The organism is Curtobacterium sp. Curtsp22 (assembly GCF_059492135.1).
On record NZ_CP168519.1, the window covers coordinates 2,837,960 to 2,853,445 of the forward strand.

The 15,486-nt window shown below is 70.8% G+C and carries 16 protein-coding genes and 1 tRNA gene; 10 read left to right on the forward strand and 7 right to left on the reverse strand.

Annotation, left to right across the window (positions count from 1 at the left end):
• Positions 1 to 60: 60 nt before the first annotated feature.
• Both ACEN8D_RS13765 and ACEN8D_RS13770 read right to left on the reverse strand, forming a co-directional pair.
• Positions 61 to 1,368 carry a DUF4032 domain-containing protein gene (locus tag ACEN8D_RS13765; protein ID WP_092385133.1) on the reverse strand — a complete coding sequence of 436 codons (1,308 nt, stop codon included), beginning with the start codon at positions 1,366 to 1,368 and terminating at the stop codon, positions 61 to 63.
• An 82-nt stretch (positions 1,369 to 1,450) separates the two neighbouring features.
• Positions 1,451 to 2,551: an ABC transporter ATP-binding protein gene (locus ACEN8D_RS13770; RefSeq protein ID WP_070417806.1), complete on the reverse strand. Its 1,101-nt coding sequence runs from the start codon at positions 2,549 to 2,551 to the stop codon at positions 1,451 to 1,453.
• A 243-nt stretch (positions 2,552 to 2,794) separates the two neighbouring features.
• Between ACEN8D_RS13770 and ACEN8D_RS13775 the strand changes: the two genes are divergently transcribed.
• A complete protein-coding gene (locus ACEN8D_RS13775; RefSeq protein WP_070417807.1) occupies positions 2,795 to 3,739 on the forward strand; it encodes a DsbA family protein in 945 nt (314 codons plus the stop codon).
• A 19-nt stretch (positions 3,740 to 3,758) separates the two neighbouring features.
• Here the strand turns inward: ACEN8D_RS13775 and ypfJ are convergent, their stop codons facing one another.
• Positions 3,759 to 4,652 carry a KPN_02809 family neutral zinc metallopeptidase gene (gene ypfJ, locus ACEN8D_RS13780; protein WP_309777129.1) on the reverse strand — a complete coding sequence of 298 codons (894 nt, stop codon included), beginning with the start codon at positions 4,650 to 4,652 and terminating at the stop codon, positions 3,759 to 3,761.
• A gap of 64 nt (positions 4,653 to 4,716) precedes the next feature.
• Between ypfJ and ACEN8D_RS13785 the strand changes: the two genes are divergently transcribed.
• The gene (locus ACEN8D_RS13785) at positions 4,717 to 5,658 is read left to right on the forward strand and encodes a 2-deoxy-5-keto-D-gluconate 6-phosphate aldolase domain-containing protein (protein WP_495601037.1); all 942 of its coding nucleotides are present in this window, start codon (positions 4,717 to 4,719) and stop codon (positions 5,656 to 5,658) included.
• Between the two features lie 21 nt (positions 5,659 to 5,679).
• Here the strand turns inward: ACEN8D_RS13785 and ACEN8D_RS13790 are convergent, their stop codons facing one another.
• Positions 5,680 to 6,477 carry an NAD(P)H-hydrate epimerase gene (locus tag ACEN8D_RS13790; protein WP_495601038.1) on the reverse strand — a complete coding sequence of 266 codons (798 nt, stop codon included), beginning with the start codon at positions 6,475 to 6,477 and terminating at the stop codon, positions 5,680 to 5,682.
• On the opposite strand from ACEN8D_RS13790, the gene ACEN8D_RS13795 reads away from it, so the two are divergent.
• Entirely contained in the window at positions 6,476 to 7,276 is an 801-nt protein-coding gene (locus ACEN8D_RS13795) for an alpha/beta fold hydrolase (RefSeq protein ID WP_309777122.1), read from the forward strand. The two genes, ACEN8D_RS13790 and ACEN8D_RS13795, sit on opposite strands and share 2 nt — an antisense overlap.
• Positions 7,277 to 7,329: 53 nt before the next feature.
• Positions 7,330 to 8,361, forward strand: coding sequence for an aldo/keto reductase (locus ACEN8D_RS13800; protein WP_309777120.1), 1,032 nt, complete (start codon positions 7,330 to 7,332; stop codon positions 8,359 to 8,361).
• Positions 8,362 to 8,572: 211 nt separating this feature from the next.
• Here ACEN8D_RS13800 and ACEN8D_RS13805 read toward each other — a convergent pair whose 3' ends face one another.
• From ACEN8D_RS13805 to msrB, 3 genes are all read right to left on the reverse strand, one after another.
• A complete protein-coding gene (locus tag ACEN8D_RS13805; RefSeq protein ID WP_309777119.1) occupies positions 8,573 to 9,835 on the reverse strand; it encodes a CHAP domain-containing protein in 1,263 nt (420 codons plus the stop codon).
• A gap of 157 nt (positions 9,836 to 9,992) precedes the next feature.
• Positions 9,993 to 10,068, reverse strand: a tRNA-Thr gene (locus ACEN8D_RS13810).
• Between the two features lie 36 nt (positions 10,069 to 10,104).
• A complete protein-coding gene (gene msrB / locus ACEN8D_RS13815; protein WP_413399476.1) occupies positions 10,105 to 10,509 on the reverse strand; it encodes a peptide-methionine (R)-S-oxide reductase MsrB in 405 nt (134 codons plus the stop codon).
• Positions 10,510 to 10,566: 57 nt separating this feature from the next.
• Here msrB and ACEN8D_RS13820 point away from each other — a divergent pair, with 57 nt between their 5' ends.
• The 6 genes from ACEN8D_RS13820 to groL all read left to right on the forward strand — a co-directional run bounded on the left by ACEN8D_RS13820 (position 10,567) and on the right by groL (position 15,277).
• Positions 10,567 to 11,040, forward strand: coding sequence for a GNAT family N-acetyltransferase (locus ACEN8D_RS13820; protein ID WP_413399477.1), 474 nt, complete (start codon positions 10,567 to 10,569; stop codon positions 11,038 to 11,040).
• Positions 11,040 to 12,041, forward strand: a complete 1,002-nt coding sequence (locus tag ACEN8D_RS13825) for a DUF2332 family protein (RefSeq protein ID WP_413461509.1) — start codon at positions 11,040 to 11,042, stop codon at positions 12,039 to 12,041. The genes ACEN8D_RS13820 and ACEN8D_RS13825 overlap by 1 nt, the downstream gene beginning before the upstream one ends.
• A gap of 96 nt (positions 12,042 to 12,137) precedes the next feature.
• Positions 12,138 to 12,434, forward strand: a complete 297-nt coding sequence (locus ACEN8D_RS13830; RefSeq protein ID WP_229085283.1) for a DUF3263 domain-containing protein — start codon at positions 12,138 to 12,140, stop codon at positions 12,432 to 12,434.
• Complete coding sequence (locus tag ACEN8D_RS13835; RefSeq protein ID WP_413461508.1) at positions 12,431 to 13,012, forward strand: LytR C-terminal domain-containing protein; 582 nt, start codon at positions 12,431 to 12,433, stop codon at positions 13,010 to 13,012. Before ACEN8D_RS13830 ends, ACEN8D_RS13835 begins: the two co-directional genes overlap by 4 nt.
• A gap of 203 nt (positions 13,013 to 13,215) precedes the next feature.
• A complete protein-coding gene (locus tag ACEN8D_RS13840) occupies positions 13,216 to 13,419 on the forward strand; it encodes a cold-shock protein (protein WP_022903461.1) in 204 nt (67 codons plus the stop codon).
• 238 nt (positions 13,420 to 13,657) lie between these two features.
• Entirely contained in the window at positions 13,658 to 15,277 is a 1,620-nt protein-coding gene (gene groL / locus ACEN8D_RS13845) for a chaperonin GroEL (RefSeq protein ID WP_070417818.1), read from the forward strand.
• Positions 15,278 to 15,486 lie beyond the last annotated feature (209 nt).

Consider the following 15,486-nt stretch of genomic DNA (forward strand, 5'->3'; position numbering starts at 1 on the left):
GGCGTGCCCGGGGCGACCCCGCGCCGGCGCGTGGGCGTGCCCGGGGCGACCCCGCGCCCGTCAGACCCCGGCGCGCCAGTCCTCGACGTCGTCGGGAGACGCCGGCACCGCGTCGTCGACGACCGGGATCGGCAGCGTCATCGACGACGTCGGCGGGTTGATCAGCAGCCGCTCGTCGCGACGGTGCCGGAGCACGTCGTTGATGTACGCGGTCGTCGCCTCGGGGAGCGACACCGACCGCTCCTCTTCCTGCGACATGAACCAGCGGTGCTCGAGCAGCTCGTGGAAGACCTCGGCCGGCTCGAGCCGCCCGCGCAGGTCCCGCGGGATCGAGCGGATCACCGGCTCGAACACCCGCGACACCCACTCGTGCGCCACCATCTCCTCGTCGAGGAGGTCGCGGCCGTTGCGCGCCCGGTACGAGTCGAGGTCGTTGAGGAGCCGCCGCGCCTGGTTCTCGCCGGCGTCGATCCCGGTGAGGCGCAGGAGTCGTCGCTGGTGGTGTCCGGCGTCGACGACCTTCGGCTGGATGCGCACCTGCGACCCGCCCTCGGTCGTGTGGATCGAGAGCTCCTCGATGTCGAACCCGAGCGCGTTGAGCCGTTCGACGCGGTCGTTGATGCGCCAGCGTTCCTTGACGTCGAACTGCTCGGTGCCGGTGAGTTCCTTCCAGAGCGTCCGGTACTGCGCGACGATCCGGTTCGAGACGTCCACGGCGTCGGCGTTCTCGTCGAGTCGACCGCCGGCCTCGAGGTCGAGGAGCTCGCCGGCGATGTTCACGCGCGCGACCTCGAGGTCGTTCTCCCGCTGACCGTTCGACAGGCCGCCGGGGTAGAGCTTGCCGGTCTCCGCGTCCACCAGGTACGCCGCGAAGGCACCGGCGTCACGTCGGAACAGCGTGTTCGAGAGCGAGACGTCGCCCCAGTAGAAGCCGATGACGTGCAGCCGCACGAGCAGGAGCGCGAGGGCGTCGACCAGACGGGTGGCCGTCTCGGGCCGTAGTGTCTGCGAGTACAGGGCACGGTACGGCAGCGAGAAGCGCAGGTGCCGGGTGACGAGCACCGGGTGCAGGGCCTCGCCGTCGGCGCTCACCCGGTTCGTGATCACGGCGACGGGGTCGACGCACGGCACGTCCATGCGCTGCAGGGTGCGGAGCATCTCGTACTCCGAGCGGGCGACCTCTTCGCCGGTCTCCTTCACGGCGACGACGTACCCGCCGAGCTGCACGAACCGCACGAGGTGCCGCGAGATGCCCTTCGGGAGCGCGACGATCGTCTCGTCCGGCCAGTCCGCCAGGGGGAGGTCCCACGGCAGGTCGAGGAGTCCGGGGTCGACGGTGGCGGCGGTGATGGACATCGAGTCGGGCACGGTTGGTTCCTCTGGTACGTGTGCGACGGACGGGAGGCGCGGTGCCAGCTGGCACCGCGCCTCCTGTGGGGACCTTCCAGCGTTACGCGCTGACGACGGCCTTGTCGTCGAGCCGCTCGCCCGACTCGGTGTCGAAGGCGTGCACGTGGCCCTGCTTCGGCGTGACGACGATCGTGTCACCGATCGACGGGTGCGAACGCCCGTCGACGCGGGCGACGATGTCGACGCGCGAACCCTTGACGTCGGCGTGACCGTACAGGTAGCCGTCGGCGCCGAGCTCCTCGACCACGTCGACCGTGACCGGCAGGCCCTCGCCCGACTGCGCCACGATGACGTCCTCGGGGCGGATGCCGACCGTGATGTTCCCGGAACGCGCGTTGGAGAGCGTGTCGCGGTCGATGGGGTGGTTGAGCGAACCGAACTTGATGCCGCCCTCGACCACGTCGGCCGGGAGGAGGTTCATCGCCGGCGAGCCGATGAAGCCCGCGACGAAGACGTTGTTCGGCTTCTCGTAGAGGTCGCGCGGCGAGCCGACCTGCTGCAGGATGCCGTCCTTGAGCACCGCGATGCGGTCACCCATGGTGAGCGCCTCGGTCTGGTCGTGCGTGACGTAGACCGTGGTGACGCCGAGACGACGCTGCAGCGAGGCGATCTGGGTGCGGGTCTGGACGCGGAGCTTGGCGTCGAGGTTCGACAGCGGCTCGTCCATGAGGAACACCTGCGGCTGACGGACGATCGCGCGGCCCATCGCGACGCGCTGACGCTGACCACCGGAGAGCGCCTTCGGCTTGCGGCCGAGGTACTGCTCGAGGTCGAGGAGCTTCGCGGCTTCCTGCACGCGGGTGGCGCGCTCGTCCTTGCCGACGCCGGCGATCTTGAGCGCGAAGCCCATGTTCTCGGCAACGGTCATGTGCGGGTACAGCGCGTAGTTCTGGAACACCATCGCGATGTCGCGGTCCTTCGGCGGGACGTCCGTGACATCGCGGTCGCCGATGCGGATCGAGCCGGAGTTGACCTCTTCGAGGCCGGCCAGCATGCGCAGGGACGTGGACTTGCCACAGCCCGAGGGGCCGACGAGGACGAGGAACTCGCCGTCGGCGACGTCCAGGTCGAGGGAGTCGACCGCGGGACGGTTGCCTCCGGGGTAGAGACGGGTTGCCTTGTCATAGGTGACGGACGCCATGAGCGTTCGGTCCTTCCTTCACCGGCAGGTACGTGCCGGACGATCCGAGTGAAGCGGTTGCCCGTGGGGGCCCCGGATGGTCGCCGTCGACCATCGAGGTTCATACAACACGATCTGCCCCGGGAGCGCCAGTGCTCACACCTGGTTGGGTGGTTCCCATCGGGTCCCGGTACGATCGGCGGGTCCGTCCGGCCTGCCGGGGGAAGCCGTACGGACGACGACCAACGTGAGGACACTCGACGCATGACCAACCGCCCCGAGGGTGACGCCCGCGCCGCGCGGAACGAACGACGCGAAGCCGCACGACAGCGTGCCCAGCGTGCCCGCACCCAGCAGAAGCGCCGCCAGCGCGGACTCCGACTCGGCCTGCAGATCGGCATCGGCGTCGTCCTGCTCGCCGCAGCGACCGTCGTGACACTCGTCCTCGTCGACTCCGTGCAGCCCGCGGGCCCCGGCCCGGCGAACACCTCGCAGGGCGGCATCACGATCGGGCAGGACCTCAAGGCGGTCACGGCGTCCTCACAGTCGCCCGCGCCGACCTCGACGGACGCCGCCGGCTCGGTGCGCATCACGATGTACGTCGACTACCTCTGCCCGATCTGCGGCCAGTTCGAGGACGCGAACGGCGAGTACATCCAGAACCTCGTCGACTCCGGTGCGGCGACGGTGGACATCCACCCGATCGCGATCCTCTCGAACCGGTCGCAGGGCACGAAGTACTCGCTCCGGGCCGCGAACGCCGCCGCCTGCGTCGCGGACAGCTCGCCGGACCAGTTCTTCGCCGTCAACCAGGCGCTGTTCGCGAAGCAGCCGGAGGAGGGCACCGCCGGCCTCACCGACGCGCAGCTGACCAAGGTCGTGACGGGCGTGGACGGGCTGCAGAAGCGGTCGACGATCACGAAGTGCATCGAGGACCAGACCTACAGCAAGTGGATCGACGAGCGGACCACCGCGGTGACCGGCGGCGACATCCCCGGGTCGACGCTCAAGGAGTTCCCCGGAACGCCCCTCGTGCTCGTGAACGGGCAGCGCTACGAGCTCACCTCGCCGATCACGAACGACGACTTCCGGACCTTCGTGGTGACGGCTGCCGGTGCGAGCGACGCCACCCCGACGCCCACGCCCACGCCCACGCCGAGTGCCACCCCGACCCGGTCCGCGACGCCGAGCGCCTCGCCGTCGAACTGACCCGGGCTGCTGACCCGGACTACAGGGACGAACCCGGCACGCTGAACGTGTCGCACGCCGTCGCGCCGCGCTGGTAGCCCCGCAGGAACCAGTTCTGGCGCTGCTCGCTCGACCCGTGGGTGAACGAGTCCGGGTCGACCCGACCGCTCGAGCGCTCCTGGATGCTGTCGTCGCCGACGGCGCTCGCGGCGGACAGTGCGTCCTCGATCTCGGCACGCGTGATCGGCTCGAAGAAGGTCTCGCCGTTCGCGTCCTTCGTGGTCGCGGCGCCGCCGACCCAGGCGCCCGCGTAGCAGTCCGCCTGCAGTTCGACGCGGACGCTGCCGGACGACGCTCCGGTCCCGGAGCGGTCGGTGTTCGCGAAGGCACCCTGGAGCTGCTGGATGTGGTGGCCCCACTCGTGCGCGACGACGTACATCTGCGCGAGCGGTCCTCCGGAGGAGCCGTACTTCGACTGCAGGTCGTCGTAGAACGCGGTGTCGAGGTAGATCGCCCGGTCCGGCGGGCAGTAGAACGGGCCGGTCGCCGCCGACGCCTGGCCGCACGAGGTGCTCGTCGAGCCGTCGAACAGGATGAACCCCGGGGTCGTGTAGACGATCCCGAGCTTCCGTGACTCGGACGTCCAGTACCCGTCGAGCGACTCCGCGGCGCCCTCCATCCGGCACTCGATCTTGAGGTTCGCGTCACGGCCCGTTCGGCACTCGGCTGCTGCGTCGACGGTCTCACCGCGCTGCTGGATCTCGGTCGTGCCGTTGCCGCCGTCGATGATGCCGGAGAGGTCTACGCCGGTGAACTGCGCGATGAGGAACACGACGATGGCGCCGACGCCCACCGCGCCGCCGCCGATCGCAGCGCCGCGCCCCCGCCGGGTGACCTTCCCGCCCGTGAGCTGCGAGTCGTCGTTGAACGTCATGCCCCGAATGTACGGGTGGGCGGTGCTCGGTGCCCGCATCGGCGGGAGGAGTAGACCGGACGGCATGCCCGTCCTCGACGAAACCCACCCCCTCTTCCTCTTCGCGATGGACCAGCGGTCCTCGCTCCTCGAGCACACCTACGACGAGTCCGGCGGGGAGCCGCTCGACGAAGCCGAGGCCGAGCGCGTGCGCGCCGGCAAGCAGCTCGTCTACCGCGGTGTCCTCACGGCGCTCGCGGCCGGTGCGTCCCGCGAGCGGACCGGCGTCCTCGTCGACGAGCGCTACGGCGCCGACGTCGCCCGGCTCGTCAAGGAGGCCGGCCTCCAGCTCGCGATGCCGATCGAGCGGTCGGGCCGGGAGTGGTTCGAGCTCGAGTACGGCGAGGACTGGATCGCGCACGTGGACGCCTTCGACCCGGACTGGGTGAAGGTGCTCGTGCGTGACAACCCCGACTTCGACGCGGACCGCCGCGAGCGGCAGGCATCGGAGCTCGCCGACATCGCTGGCGTGCTGCACGGTGCCGGTCGGCCGTTCCTGGTCGAACTGCTCGTTCCGGCGACCGACGAGCAGCGGGCATCGGTCGAGGACTACGACCGCGACCTCCGACCGGACCTCGTCGTGCAGGTCATCGAGTACCTGCAGGACCACGGGGTCGAGGCGGACGTGTGGAAGCTCGAGGGCCTCGACGAGCGCGCGGACGCGGAACGGGTCGTCCGGACCGTGCGTCGCGGTGGCCGGGACGCGGTGCAGTGCATCGTCCTCGGCCGGGACGCCCCCGAGGAGCAGCTCGACCACTGGCTGCGCACCGCCGCCGGGGTGGACGGGTTCGTCGGGTTCGCCATCGGTCGCAGCAACTGGGAGGAACCGCTCGAGGACGTCGTCCGCGAACACCTCGACACCGAGGCCGCCGAGGGGCTCATCGCGGCGAACTACCGCCACTTCGTCGACACCTGGCTCGAGGCCCGCCCGGGCATCGAGCACGGGGTGGACGCCGGCGCGGTCTGACCCCGGGTCCGAGCCCGGGTCTCAGGTGCGGACCAGCGGCTCCACGCCCGCCAGGTCTGCACCGATCCCGACGTCGACGAGCTCGATCCGCCCGGCGAGGCTCGCGCCCGGTCCGCGGAGCAGCCCGGCCTTCACCCCGCCGAACGTCACCGTGACGTCCGCCTGCAGCACGTGGTCGTCCGCGATCGCGCCGGTGTCGACGTCGATGCCGCTCGGCACGTCGACCGCCACGACGAACGGTGCGCGCTGGTCGCGTGCGAGCTGGCGGATCGCCGCGACGACCTCGCGCGCCGGCGAGCGGAGCGCGGACGCGCCGTGCACGCCGATGCCGAGGATCCCGTCGAGCACCAGGTCCGCCTCGAGCGCCGCGTCGGTCGCGACGGCGGCCAGACGCGCAGCGTCATCCCGGGAGGCCGCTGCGAGGAGGTCCGCGGCCGGACGGACCGACCCGGTGTCGGACGGGCGGTCCAGGAGGCGCGCCCCGGCGTCCAGCGCCGCTGCCAGGCCCGCCGCGTGGACGCGTGAGCCGACGCGCAGCACCGTCACGCGCCTCCCGTCCGCCGCCAGGCGTGCCCCAGCGAACAGCGCGTCACCACCGTTGTCGCCGCTGCCCACCAGCAGCAGGACCGATCCCGGTCCGTCACCCGGACGCACGGCCGGGTCGTCGAGCAGTCCGCCGACGGTCCGCGCCAGCCCGTCCGCCGCACGCTGCATGAGCGGTTCGCCCGCGTCGAGGTGCGGCCGCTCCGCCGCCCGGATCTGATCGCCGCCGTAGCCGTCCATGGCGACCACAGTGCCCCGGTAGCCTGGAGGGGACATGTCACTCGTCCCCGAAGCACCCCGTCCCCGCGTCGTGATGTCCCCGGACGGGCTGAAGATCGCGACCTACGACTTCGGCGACCCCGAGGCGCCGGCGGTCGTCGCCGTGCACGGGTTCGCCTCCGGCGCGCTGCTGAACTGGCACGCCTCGGGGTGGACGCGCGACCTCGTCCGCGCCGGGTACCGCGTCGTCGCGCTCGACCAGCGCGGGCACGGCGCCTCGTCGAAGCCGCACGACCCGTCCGCGTACTCGATGGAGCTCCTCGTCGCGGACGTCGTCAGCGTGATCGACACCTACCTGCTCGACGACGTCGCGTACCTCGGGTACTCGCTCGGCGCCCGCGTCGGGTGGCACACCGCCGAGCAGCTCCCCGACCGGATCACCCGTGCGGTCTTCGGCGGCATCCCCGACGCCGACCCGATGCGGCGCGTGCGGGTCGACCAGGCGAAGGCGTACTTGGCGGACGGCACGCCGATCGAGGACCGCGTGACGAACGGCTACCTGACGATGGCCGCCGGCGTCGAGGGGAACGACCTCGGCGCGCTCGTGGCGATGGTCGAGGGGATGCGGGGCAGCATCGAGCCGACGCCGTCGAACGCGCCCGCGCAGCCCGTGCTGATGGCCGCGGGCAGCGAGGACGGCATCAAGGACAGTGCCGTGCGGCTCGCGGCGGCGGCCCCGGACGCCTCGTTCTTCGAGATCCCGGGCCGGAACCACTTCAACGCGCCGACGTCGCGCGACTTCCGCCAGGCCGCGATCGCCTTCCTGACCGAGACCGCCGTGTCCGACCAGCGCTGACGGGTACTGCCAGGTCCTCGTTGTCCCCGGTGGTCGCGCGTACCGTCCCGGCCATGGACTACAGACTCCTCGGCAACAGCGGGACATCGGTGTCGACGCTGACCCTCGGCACCATGACCTTCGGCAGCGAAGCCGACGAACCCACCTCGCACACCATCATCGACACGTTCGTCGCCGCCGGCGGCACGCTCATCGACACGGCGGACGTCTACTCCGGCAACGAGTCCGAGCGCATCATCGGCCGCTGGCTCGCCGCGCACCCGACCGAGGCGCAGCAGGTCGTCCTCGCCACCAAGGGGCGCTTCCCGCAGGGCGACGGGCCGAACGACCTCGGGCTGTCCCGTCGGCACCTCCGGGTCGCCCTCGACGCCTCGCTCGAGCGGCTCGGCGTCGAGTACATCGACCTGTACCAGATGCACGCGTGGGACGCCCTCACCCCGATCGAGGAGACCCTGCGCTTCCTCGACGACGCCGTGTCCGCGGGCAAGATCGGCTCCTACGGGTTCTCGAACTACCTCGGGTACCAGATCACGAAGGCCGTGTACGAGGCGAAGGGCCACGGGTGGGCCCCGCCCGTGACGCTGCAGCCGCAGTACAACCTGCTCGTCCGCGACATCGAGCACGAGATCGTCCCCGCCTGCCTCGACGCCGGCATCGGCCTGCTGCCCTGGTCGCCCCTCGCCGGCGGCTGGCTCTCCGGCAAGTACCAGCGCGACGAGGCCCCCAGCGGCGCGACCCGGCTCGGCGAGAACCCGGCGCGCGGGATGGAGGCGTGGGAGGCGCGGAACGGCGACGAGCGGACATGGGCCGTCCTCGACGCGGTGTCGGACATCGCCGACGCGCACGGTGCCTCGCGGTCGCAGGTCTCCCTGGCCTGGCTCCTCGCCCGACCGGCCGTGACGAGCGTCATCCTCGGTGCCCGGACGGTCTCGCAGCTCGAGGACAACCTCGGTGCCGCCGACCTCGTCCTCGACGACGCCGAGCTCGCACGGCTCACCGAGGTCAGCGCGCCGCGCATCGACGACTACCCCTACGGCACCGCGGGTGTCGCGCAGCGCGAGCGGAAGATCACCGGGGGTCGCTGAGCGTTCGCTGTCCGACGGGTGCGGCTTTCCGCGAGCTTGACCAGGGATGTGGACACCGTGTTCGGTGCGGTGTCACCATCACTGCACGACCGGCTGGTTACCGCGTCGAGCGCTCGGAACGCCCCCTGATCCGTGTTCCACGCGCCGAAGGCCCCGGGTGTTCCCACCCGGGGCCTTCGCACGTGGCGGGGGACCGTCCCCCAGCGTCGTGTCAGTAATCGACGCGGATGAAGTCGTGCGCCTGGCTCCAGATCGGTCGTTCGGCGACCTTCGTCGTGGTCCAGTCCCCACTCGTCCCGGTGCTCAGACCGTTGCCGTCCAGCACGTACCAGACGCCGTTCACCTTCTTAGAAACGATGCCGACGTGCTGGTCCGAGCCGAAGATGACGATGTCACCGACGCGCGGCGAGGCACCGGCAGGCAGCTGCGTGCCGAGCTTCCGCATGTCGCGCACCCACGTGTAGTAGGTCCCGCCGGTGGTGTTCCGGAGCGCCCAGGTCGAGAACCACGCGCACCAATCGCCGCGGTACCCGTGCCAAGGGGCCGTCGTGGAGGTGTCCACCTGGTAGACCGTCTTGCCCATGTAGGAGCGGGCGTAGTCGACGACCTGCTGTGCTGTCGGCGAGCTCGGCAGACCAGTCGAGGGCGGCGGTGCCGTGACCTTCCCGTCCCAGTCACCGACGATCGGGACCACTGACGTGTTCCCCGCCGGACCCCACGCGAACGCGCTCGAACTCGGGTTGGTGGTGTTGGCGTTCGCAAGGTGGTACGACCCGTCGGAGGGTCGGTACCAGCCGACGGTGTCCTTCCCGTCGCCGTTCCAGTCGCCGGCGATCGCCGTCACGGTGGTGTTGCCAGGCGGGCCAGCGACGAACGCGCTGGAGTCGGCGGTCGTGTTGTTGGCGTTCGCGAGGTGGTACGACCCGTCGGAGGGTCGGTACCAGCCGACGGTGTCCTTGCCGTTGCCGTCCCAGTCCCCGACGACGGGCGTCACGGACGTGTTCCCCGCTGGCCCCCACACGAACGCGCTCGACGACGCGGACGTCGTGTTGGCGTTCGCGAGGTGGTACGACCCGTCGGAGGGTCGGTACCAGCCGACGGTGTCCTTGCCGTCGCCGTCCCAGTCCCCGACGATCGGAGTGATGGACGTGTCGCCTGCTGGCCCCCAGACGAACGCTGCGTCGGACGGGCCGCCGCTGAGGTCGTCCGACATGTGCCACGACGCGTCGCTGTAGCGGTACCACGCGATGGAGTCGGCACCGTCGCCGTTCCAGTCGCCCGCCACCGGCACGACCGAGCCGCTGTTGGTCGGCCCGTTCACGAACGCGACGTCGCTCTCGTCACCAGGAGGCGTGTCGAACGACAGGTGCCAGGACGAGTCGCTCGGCCGGTACCAGCCGATGCTGTCCTCGATGGTCTTGGTGTCGGCCGACGCCGAGCTGACCGGTCCGGCGACGATGAGCCCGGCGGCCACGATGCCGAAGACGGAGGCGGTTGCGACGACGCGCAGCCCGCGATTCCCCCGTGCTGAATTCCCCTGATTCCGCTGTTGTTTCACGGCGCTCACCCTGGCAGGGTGAGCATCCGACGGTCAACAGATCTGTCTACCCCAGATCGGGGGGGGGGGTGGGTGGGGCCGGCAGCGGGACTCGAACCCGCAACCCCCGTATTACAAGTACGGTGCGCTACCAATTGCGCCATGCCGGCTGACGCGCCCATCCTAGCGGCGGACGCGCCGGGGCCTCACTCGCTCTTCTCGGAGAAGTTCAGCGAGATCGAGTTCATGCAGTAGCGGTCACCCGTCGGCGTGCCGAACCCGTCGGGGAACACGTGGCCGAGGTGCGAGCCGCAGTTCGCGCAGCGGACCTCGGTGCGTGCCATGCCGAGGGAGTTGTCCTCGAGCAGCTGCACCGCGTCGGGGTTGACCGACTCGTAGAACGACGGCCAGCCGCAGCCGGAGTCGAACTTCGTGCCGCTCTTGAACAGCTCCGCGCCGCACGCCGCACAGGTGTAGACACCGGCGCGCTCCTCGTCGAGGAGGTCACCCGTCCACGGGCGCTCCGTGCCGGCCTGCCGGAGGACGGCGTACTGGTCCGGGGAGAGCTCCTCGCGCCACTGGGCGTCGGACTTGTCGACGTTGTATGCCATTGTTTCCTCCTGCTCCTGTCGCCGTTGCTGGACGACCACTTCGGTAAACTCGCGACGATGTCCGAACATTCCGTGCACCACGCCCGTTGGGACCGTCTGACGACGGACGAACTGTACGGCATCGTGGTGCTCCGGAACCGCGTGTTCGCACTGGAACAGCGCGTCACGGCCGAGGACTTCGACGGCCGTGACCGTGAACCGGACACCGAGCACTGGTGGTTCGGCACCGACGACCGACCGGTTGGGTACCTGCGGCTCATCCGACCGGCACCGGACGAGGTCCACCCGGACGGTTCGGCAGCACCCGCCTGGGTGATCGGCCGGGTCGCCACCGACCCCGGGCACCGCGGGAGCGGGATCGCCGGTCGCCTCGTCGCCGCGGTGCTCGGTGCGCACGGGCACGAGCCCTTCGTCCTGCACGCCCAGGAGTACGTTGCCGGACTCTACGAGCGCCACGGCTTCGTCCGCTTCGGAGCGCCCTACGACGAGGCCGGCATCCGTCACGTCGGCATGCACCGTCCCGGTCGCTGATGGACACGCGGGAGCGGTACGCCGCCTACGCGGAGCGCATCGCGGGGGTCTCGCCGTCCTACGCCGCGTGGGCGCGGTCGCTGGACGACGGCACGGTGTCCGTGCTCGACGAGGTCCCGGAGTCGAAGCGGCAGCCAGAGCTCCTTTTCGCGGTCGCCCGTCGCCTGGGCGCCGATCCGGCGGACCCCGGTGCGCTGCGCGCGCTGGTCCAGGAGGCGCGACCCGCCCTGATCGCCGCCCTCGCCTCCGCCACGGTGCAGGCCAACGATCCCAGACGCCTCGCCCCGGTGGTCCCGCTGTTCGCGGCGCTCGCCGCGCGGGTCGGGCGGCCGCTCGGCCTCGTCGACGCGGGGGCGGCGGCGGGGCTCTGCTCGATCCCGGACCGGGTGACGCTCGACTACGTCGTCGGGGCGCGGTCCGAGGTCGTCCGCATGCACACGGCCTCCGTCGAGCCCGGCCTGCACCTCGTCGCGACGGCCAGCGGCGCGGTGCCGGCACCGGCAGCGGGCACGATCGAGGTCCGGGCGCGGGTGGCCCTCGACCCGAACCCGATCGACCTCGCCGGGCCCGGGGCGTTCGACCGGCTCGTCGAGGCCGTCCCGCCCGAGGCGACGGACCGCACCGCCCTGATGCGCGAGGCTGCGCGTGCGACGCTCGCCGCGCCTCCCGTCCGCATCCGGGGCACCCTGCCGGGCGACCTCGACCGCGCACTGAAGGCCCTGCCGGACGACGTCGTGCCGGTCGTCCTGACCACCGGGACCCTCGTGTACGTCCCCGGCCCGGACCGCCAGCGGTTCGTCGACCGGGTGCGCGAGCGAGGGGTGCACTGGATCGCGCTGGAACGCACGGGGATCCTCAGCGGGGTCGCCGCGACCCTGCCGGACGACGTCGACCCGGCGGATCCGGACGCGTTCGCGACCGCGTCGCTCGACGGTGTGGCCCTGGCCGTCTCGGACCCGTTCGGGGTCCGCGTCCGGTGGTTGGCCGATCCGAACCTGTGACCGGTCTTCGCGACAGTCCAGCGGCGTGCCAGGGTGCGGATGACCTCCACCCCTACGATGTGCGAGACCCGTTCCCCCACCGTGATCGGAACCGCAGTGACCGCCACACCCGTCGAGCTCGACGAGCTCGCCAAGCACGTGCTCGCGTTCGAGCACGACCGGGCACGGCACGACCGCACGAAGGAAGCGGAGATCCGGGTCGAGTTCGACATGTCGCCCGCTCGGTACTACCAGGTGCTGAACCGTGTGATCGACTCGCCCGCGGCGCTCGCGTACGACCCGCAGCTGGTCTCCCGGCTGCAGCGGCTCCGGTACGCGCGCACCAGTGCCCGGGCAGCGCGCAGCTTCGTCGCGCCCGGTGCAGCTCCCGAAGGACGTGAAGAGGAACGATGACGACGAGATACCCCCGAGACCGGTTCGACGACGTCGCCGACGGCCCCCGGGTCGGGGCGCACCGCGGTGCGCAGCGGCGTGGGCGCGGGTGGATCGCGTTCGCGTGGGCGGCGCTCGCCACCGGTGTCATCGTGGGGGTCTGCGTCGTCGCCCTCGCGCTCCTGAACGGCAGCTACTCGTTCACCGGCTCGGCATCGCCGTCGGCTTCGGGCTCGGCGTCGGCGTCCGCATCGGCGGCGCCGTCGTCGTCCGCGTCCTCGTCGGCGTCGCAGGCACCGGCCGCGGGCACCCCGGCCGACCAGGGTGCGACGACGCTCGTCGTGCTGAACGGCACGTCGACGACCGGCCTCGCGGCGAAGGGCAGCGCGGCGCTGAGCTCGGCCGGATGGAAGGTGACGTCGACGGGGGACGCCGGCACGACCGGGGCGACCTCGACGATCGTGTACTACCAGCAGGCCGCCCAGGCCGCCGTCGCGCAGGGCATCGCGAAGTCGCTCGGCACGACCGCGGTGCAGCAGTCGGCGGCGTTCCCGAACGCCGACATCAGCGTCGTGCTCGGGGCGGACTACGCCGGCTGATCGTTCCCGGCGCATTCCTGGTCGCGTTCTCCGGTGCGTGATGCGCGCATTTGTGACGGCCGTGTTTCGAGCACGTTGATTCTTGTCGGAATCGACGTGAAACAACGTCACACCTCTTGCCCTGTCGGCATTGTTCGGTAAGAGTCTCCCCAAGACGGCGACTACGCCGTCCGCACCAGCACCACCGCAGGGAGCAAGAGATCATGGCCAACGGAACCGTGAAGTGGTTCAACGCCGAGAAGGGCTTCGGCTTCATCACCGTCGATGGAGGGGGCCAGGACGTGTTCGTGCACTACTCGGCAATCGACATGTCGGGGTACAAGGTCCTCGAGGAGGGCCAGGCAGTGACGTTCGACGTCGGCACCGGGTCGAAGGGGCCGCAGGCCGAATCGGTCCGTCCCGCCTAACCCGGCAACCACCTCGCGAACGCGCCGTCCCGTCCGGGGCGGCGCGTTCGTCCGTGTGCGGCGACCGGCGTTCGTCGCTTCCGTCCCTCGTGTCGGTGCGTGTCCTGGGAACTCGACCCGCGCCTCCTGGCGGTGTTGCACTCGACCCCTGCGAGTGCCAGAATCGGCGTTGGCACTCGCTCACGCTGAGTGCCAGCACGACCCCCATGACGACGTCCGGGAGGGACGAGAAACTCACATGGCTAAGATCATTGCTTTCGACGAGGAGGCCCGCCGTGGCCTCGAGCGCGGCCTGAACATCCTGGCTGACGCCGTGAAGGTGACGCTCGGCCCGCGCGGCCGCAACGTCGTCCTCGAGAAGAAGTGGGGCGCCCCCACGATCACGAACGACGGTGTCTCCATCGCCAAGGAGATCGAGCTCGACGACCCGTACGAGAAGATCGGTGCGGAGCTCGTCAAGGAGGTCGCCAAGAAGACCGACGACGTCGCCGGTGACGGCACGACCACCGCGACCGTCCTCGCCCAGGCCCTCGTCCGCGAAGGCCTCCGCAACGTCGCCGCCGGTGCCGACCCCGTGTCGCTCAAGCGCGGCATCGAGAAGGCCGTCGCCGCCGTCTCCGACCAGCTCCTCGCCAACGCGAAGGACATCGAGACCAAGGACCAGATCGCCGCGACCGCGTCGATCTCGGCCGCTGACCCGACCATCGGCGCGCTCATCGCCGAGGCCATCGACAAGGTCGGCAAGGAAGGTGTCGTCACCGTCGAGGAGTCGAACACCTTCGGCACCGAGCTCGAGCTCACCGAGGGCATGCGCTTCGACAAGGGCTACCTGTCGCAGTACTTCGTGACCGACCCCGAGCGTCAGGAAGCCGTCTTCGAGGACGCCTACATCCTGATCGTCAACTCGAAGATCTCGAACATCAAGGACCTCCTGCCGGTCGTCGACAAGGTGATCCAGGCGGGCAAGCAGCTCCTGATCATCGCCGAGGACGTCGACGGCGAGGCCCTGGCCACGCTCGTCGTGAACAAGATCCGCGGCATCTTCAAGTCCGTCGCCGTCAAGGCCCCGGGCTTCGGCGACCGTCGCAAGGCCATGCTGCAGGACATCGCGATCCTCACCGGCGGCCAGGTCATCTCGGAAGAGGTCGGCCTCAAGCTCGAGAACGCGACGCTCGACCTGCTCGGCAAGGCCCGCAAGGTCATCATCACCAAGGACGAGACGACCATCGTCGAGGGTGCCGGCGACGAGGAGCAGATCGCGGGCCGCGTCCGTCAGATCCGCTCCGAGATCGAGGCGACCGACTCCGACTACGACCGCGAGAAGCTCCAGGAGCGCCTCGCGAAGCTCGCCGGTGGCGTGGCCGTCATCAAGGCCGGTGCCGCGACCGAGGTCGAGCTCAAGGAGCGCAAGCACCGCATCGAGGACGCCGTCCGCAACGCGAAGGCCGCTGTCGAAGAGGGCATCGTCGCCGGTGGTGGCGTCGCCCTCATCCAGGCGTCCGTCGTGCTCGACACCCTCGAGCTCGAGGGCGACGAGGCGACCGGTGCGAACATCGTCCGCGTCGCGATCGACGCGCCGCTCAAGCAGATCGCGCTGAACGCCGGTCTCGAGCCGGGTGTCGTCGCCGCCAAGGTCCGCGAGCTCGAGTCGGGTCACGGCCTCAACGCCGCGACCGGTGAGTACGTCGACCTCGTCGCCGCGGGCATCATCGACCCGGCCAAGGTCACGCGCTCGGCGCTGCAGAACGCTGCGTCGATCGCCGGTCTGTTCCTCACGACCGAGGCCGTCGTCGCCGACAAGCCCGAGCGCACCCCTGCTGCTCCGGCCGGCGACCCGACGGGTGGCATGGACTTCTAAGCAGTCCTGACGGAAGGGCCTCGCACGCTGCGCGTGCGGGGCCCTTCCGCGTGCGGGGGGTGCGTGCCGGCGGCGGGGGTCGGCGGGGGCGGGCGGGGGCGCCGAGCGCGCGCCGAGGTCGCACGAACTGCCGCCCGAGAGCGCGACGGGCGGCAGTTCGTGCGACCTCACCGTCCCGCCCACGGCGTGTTGTGCGATCAGCGAACACC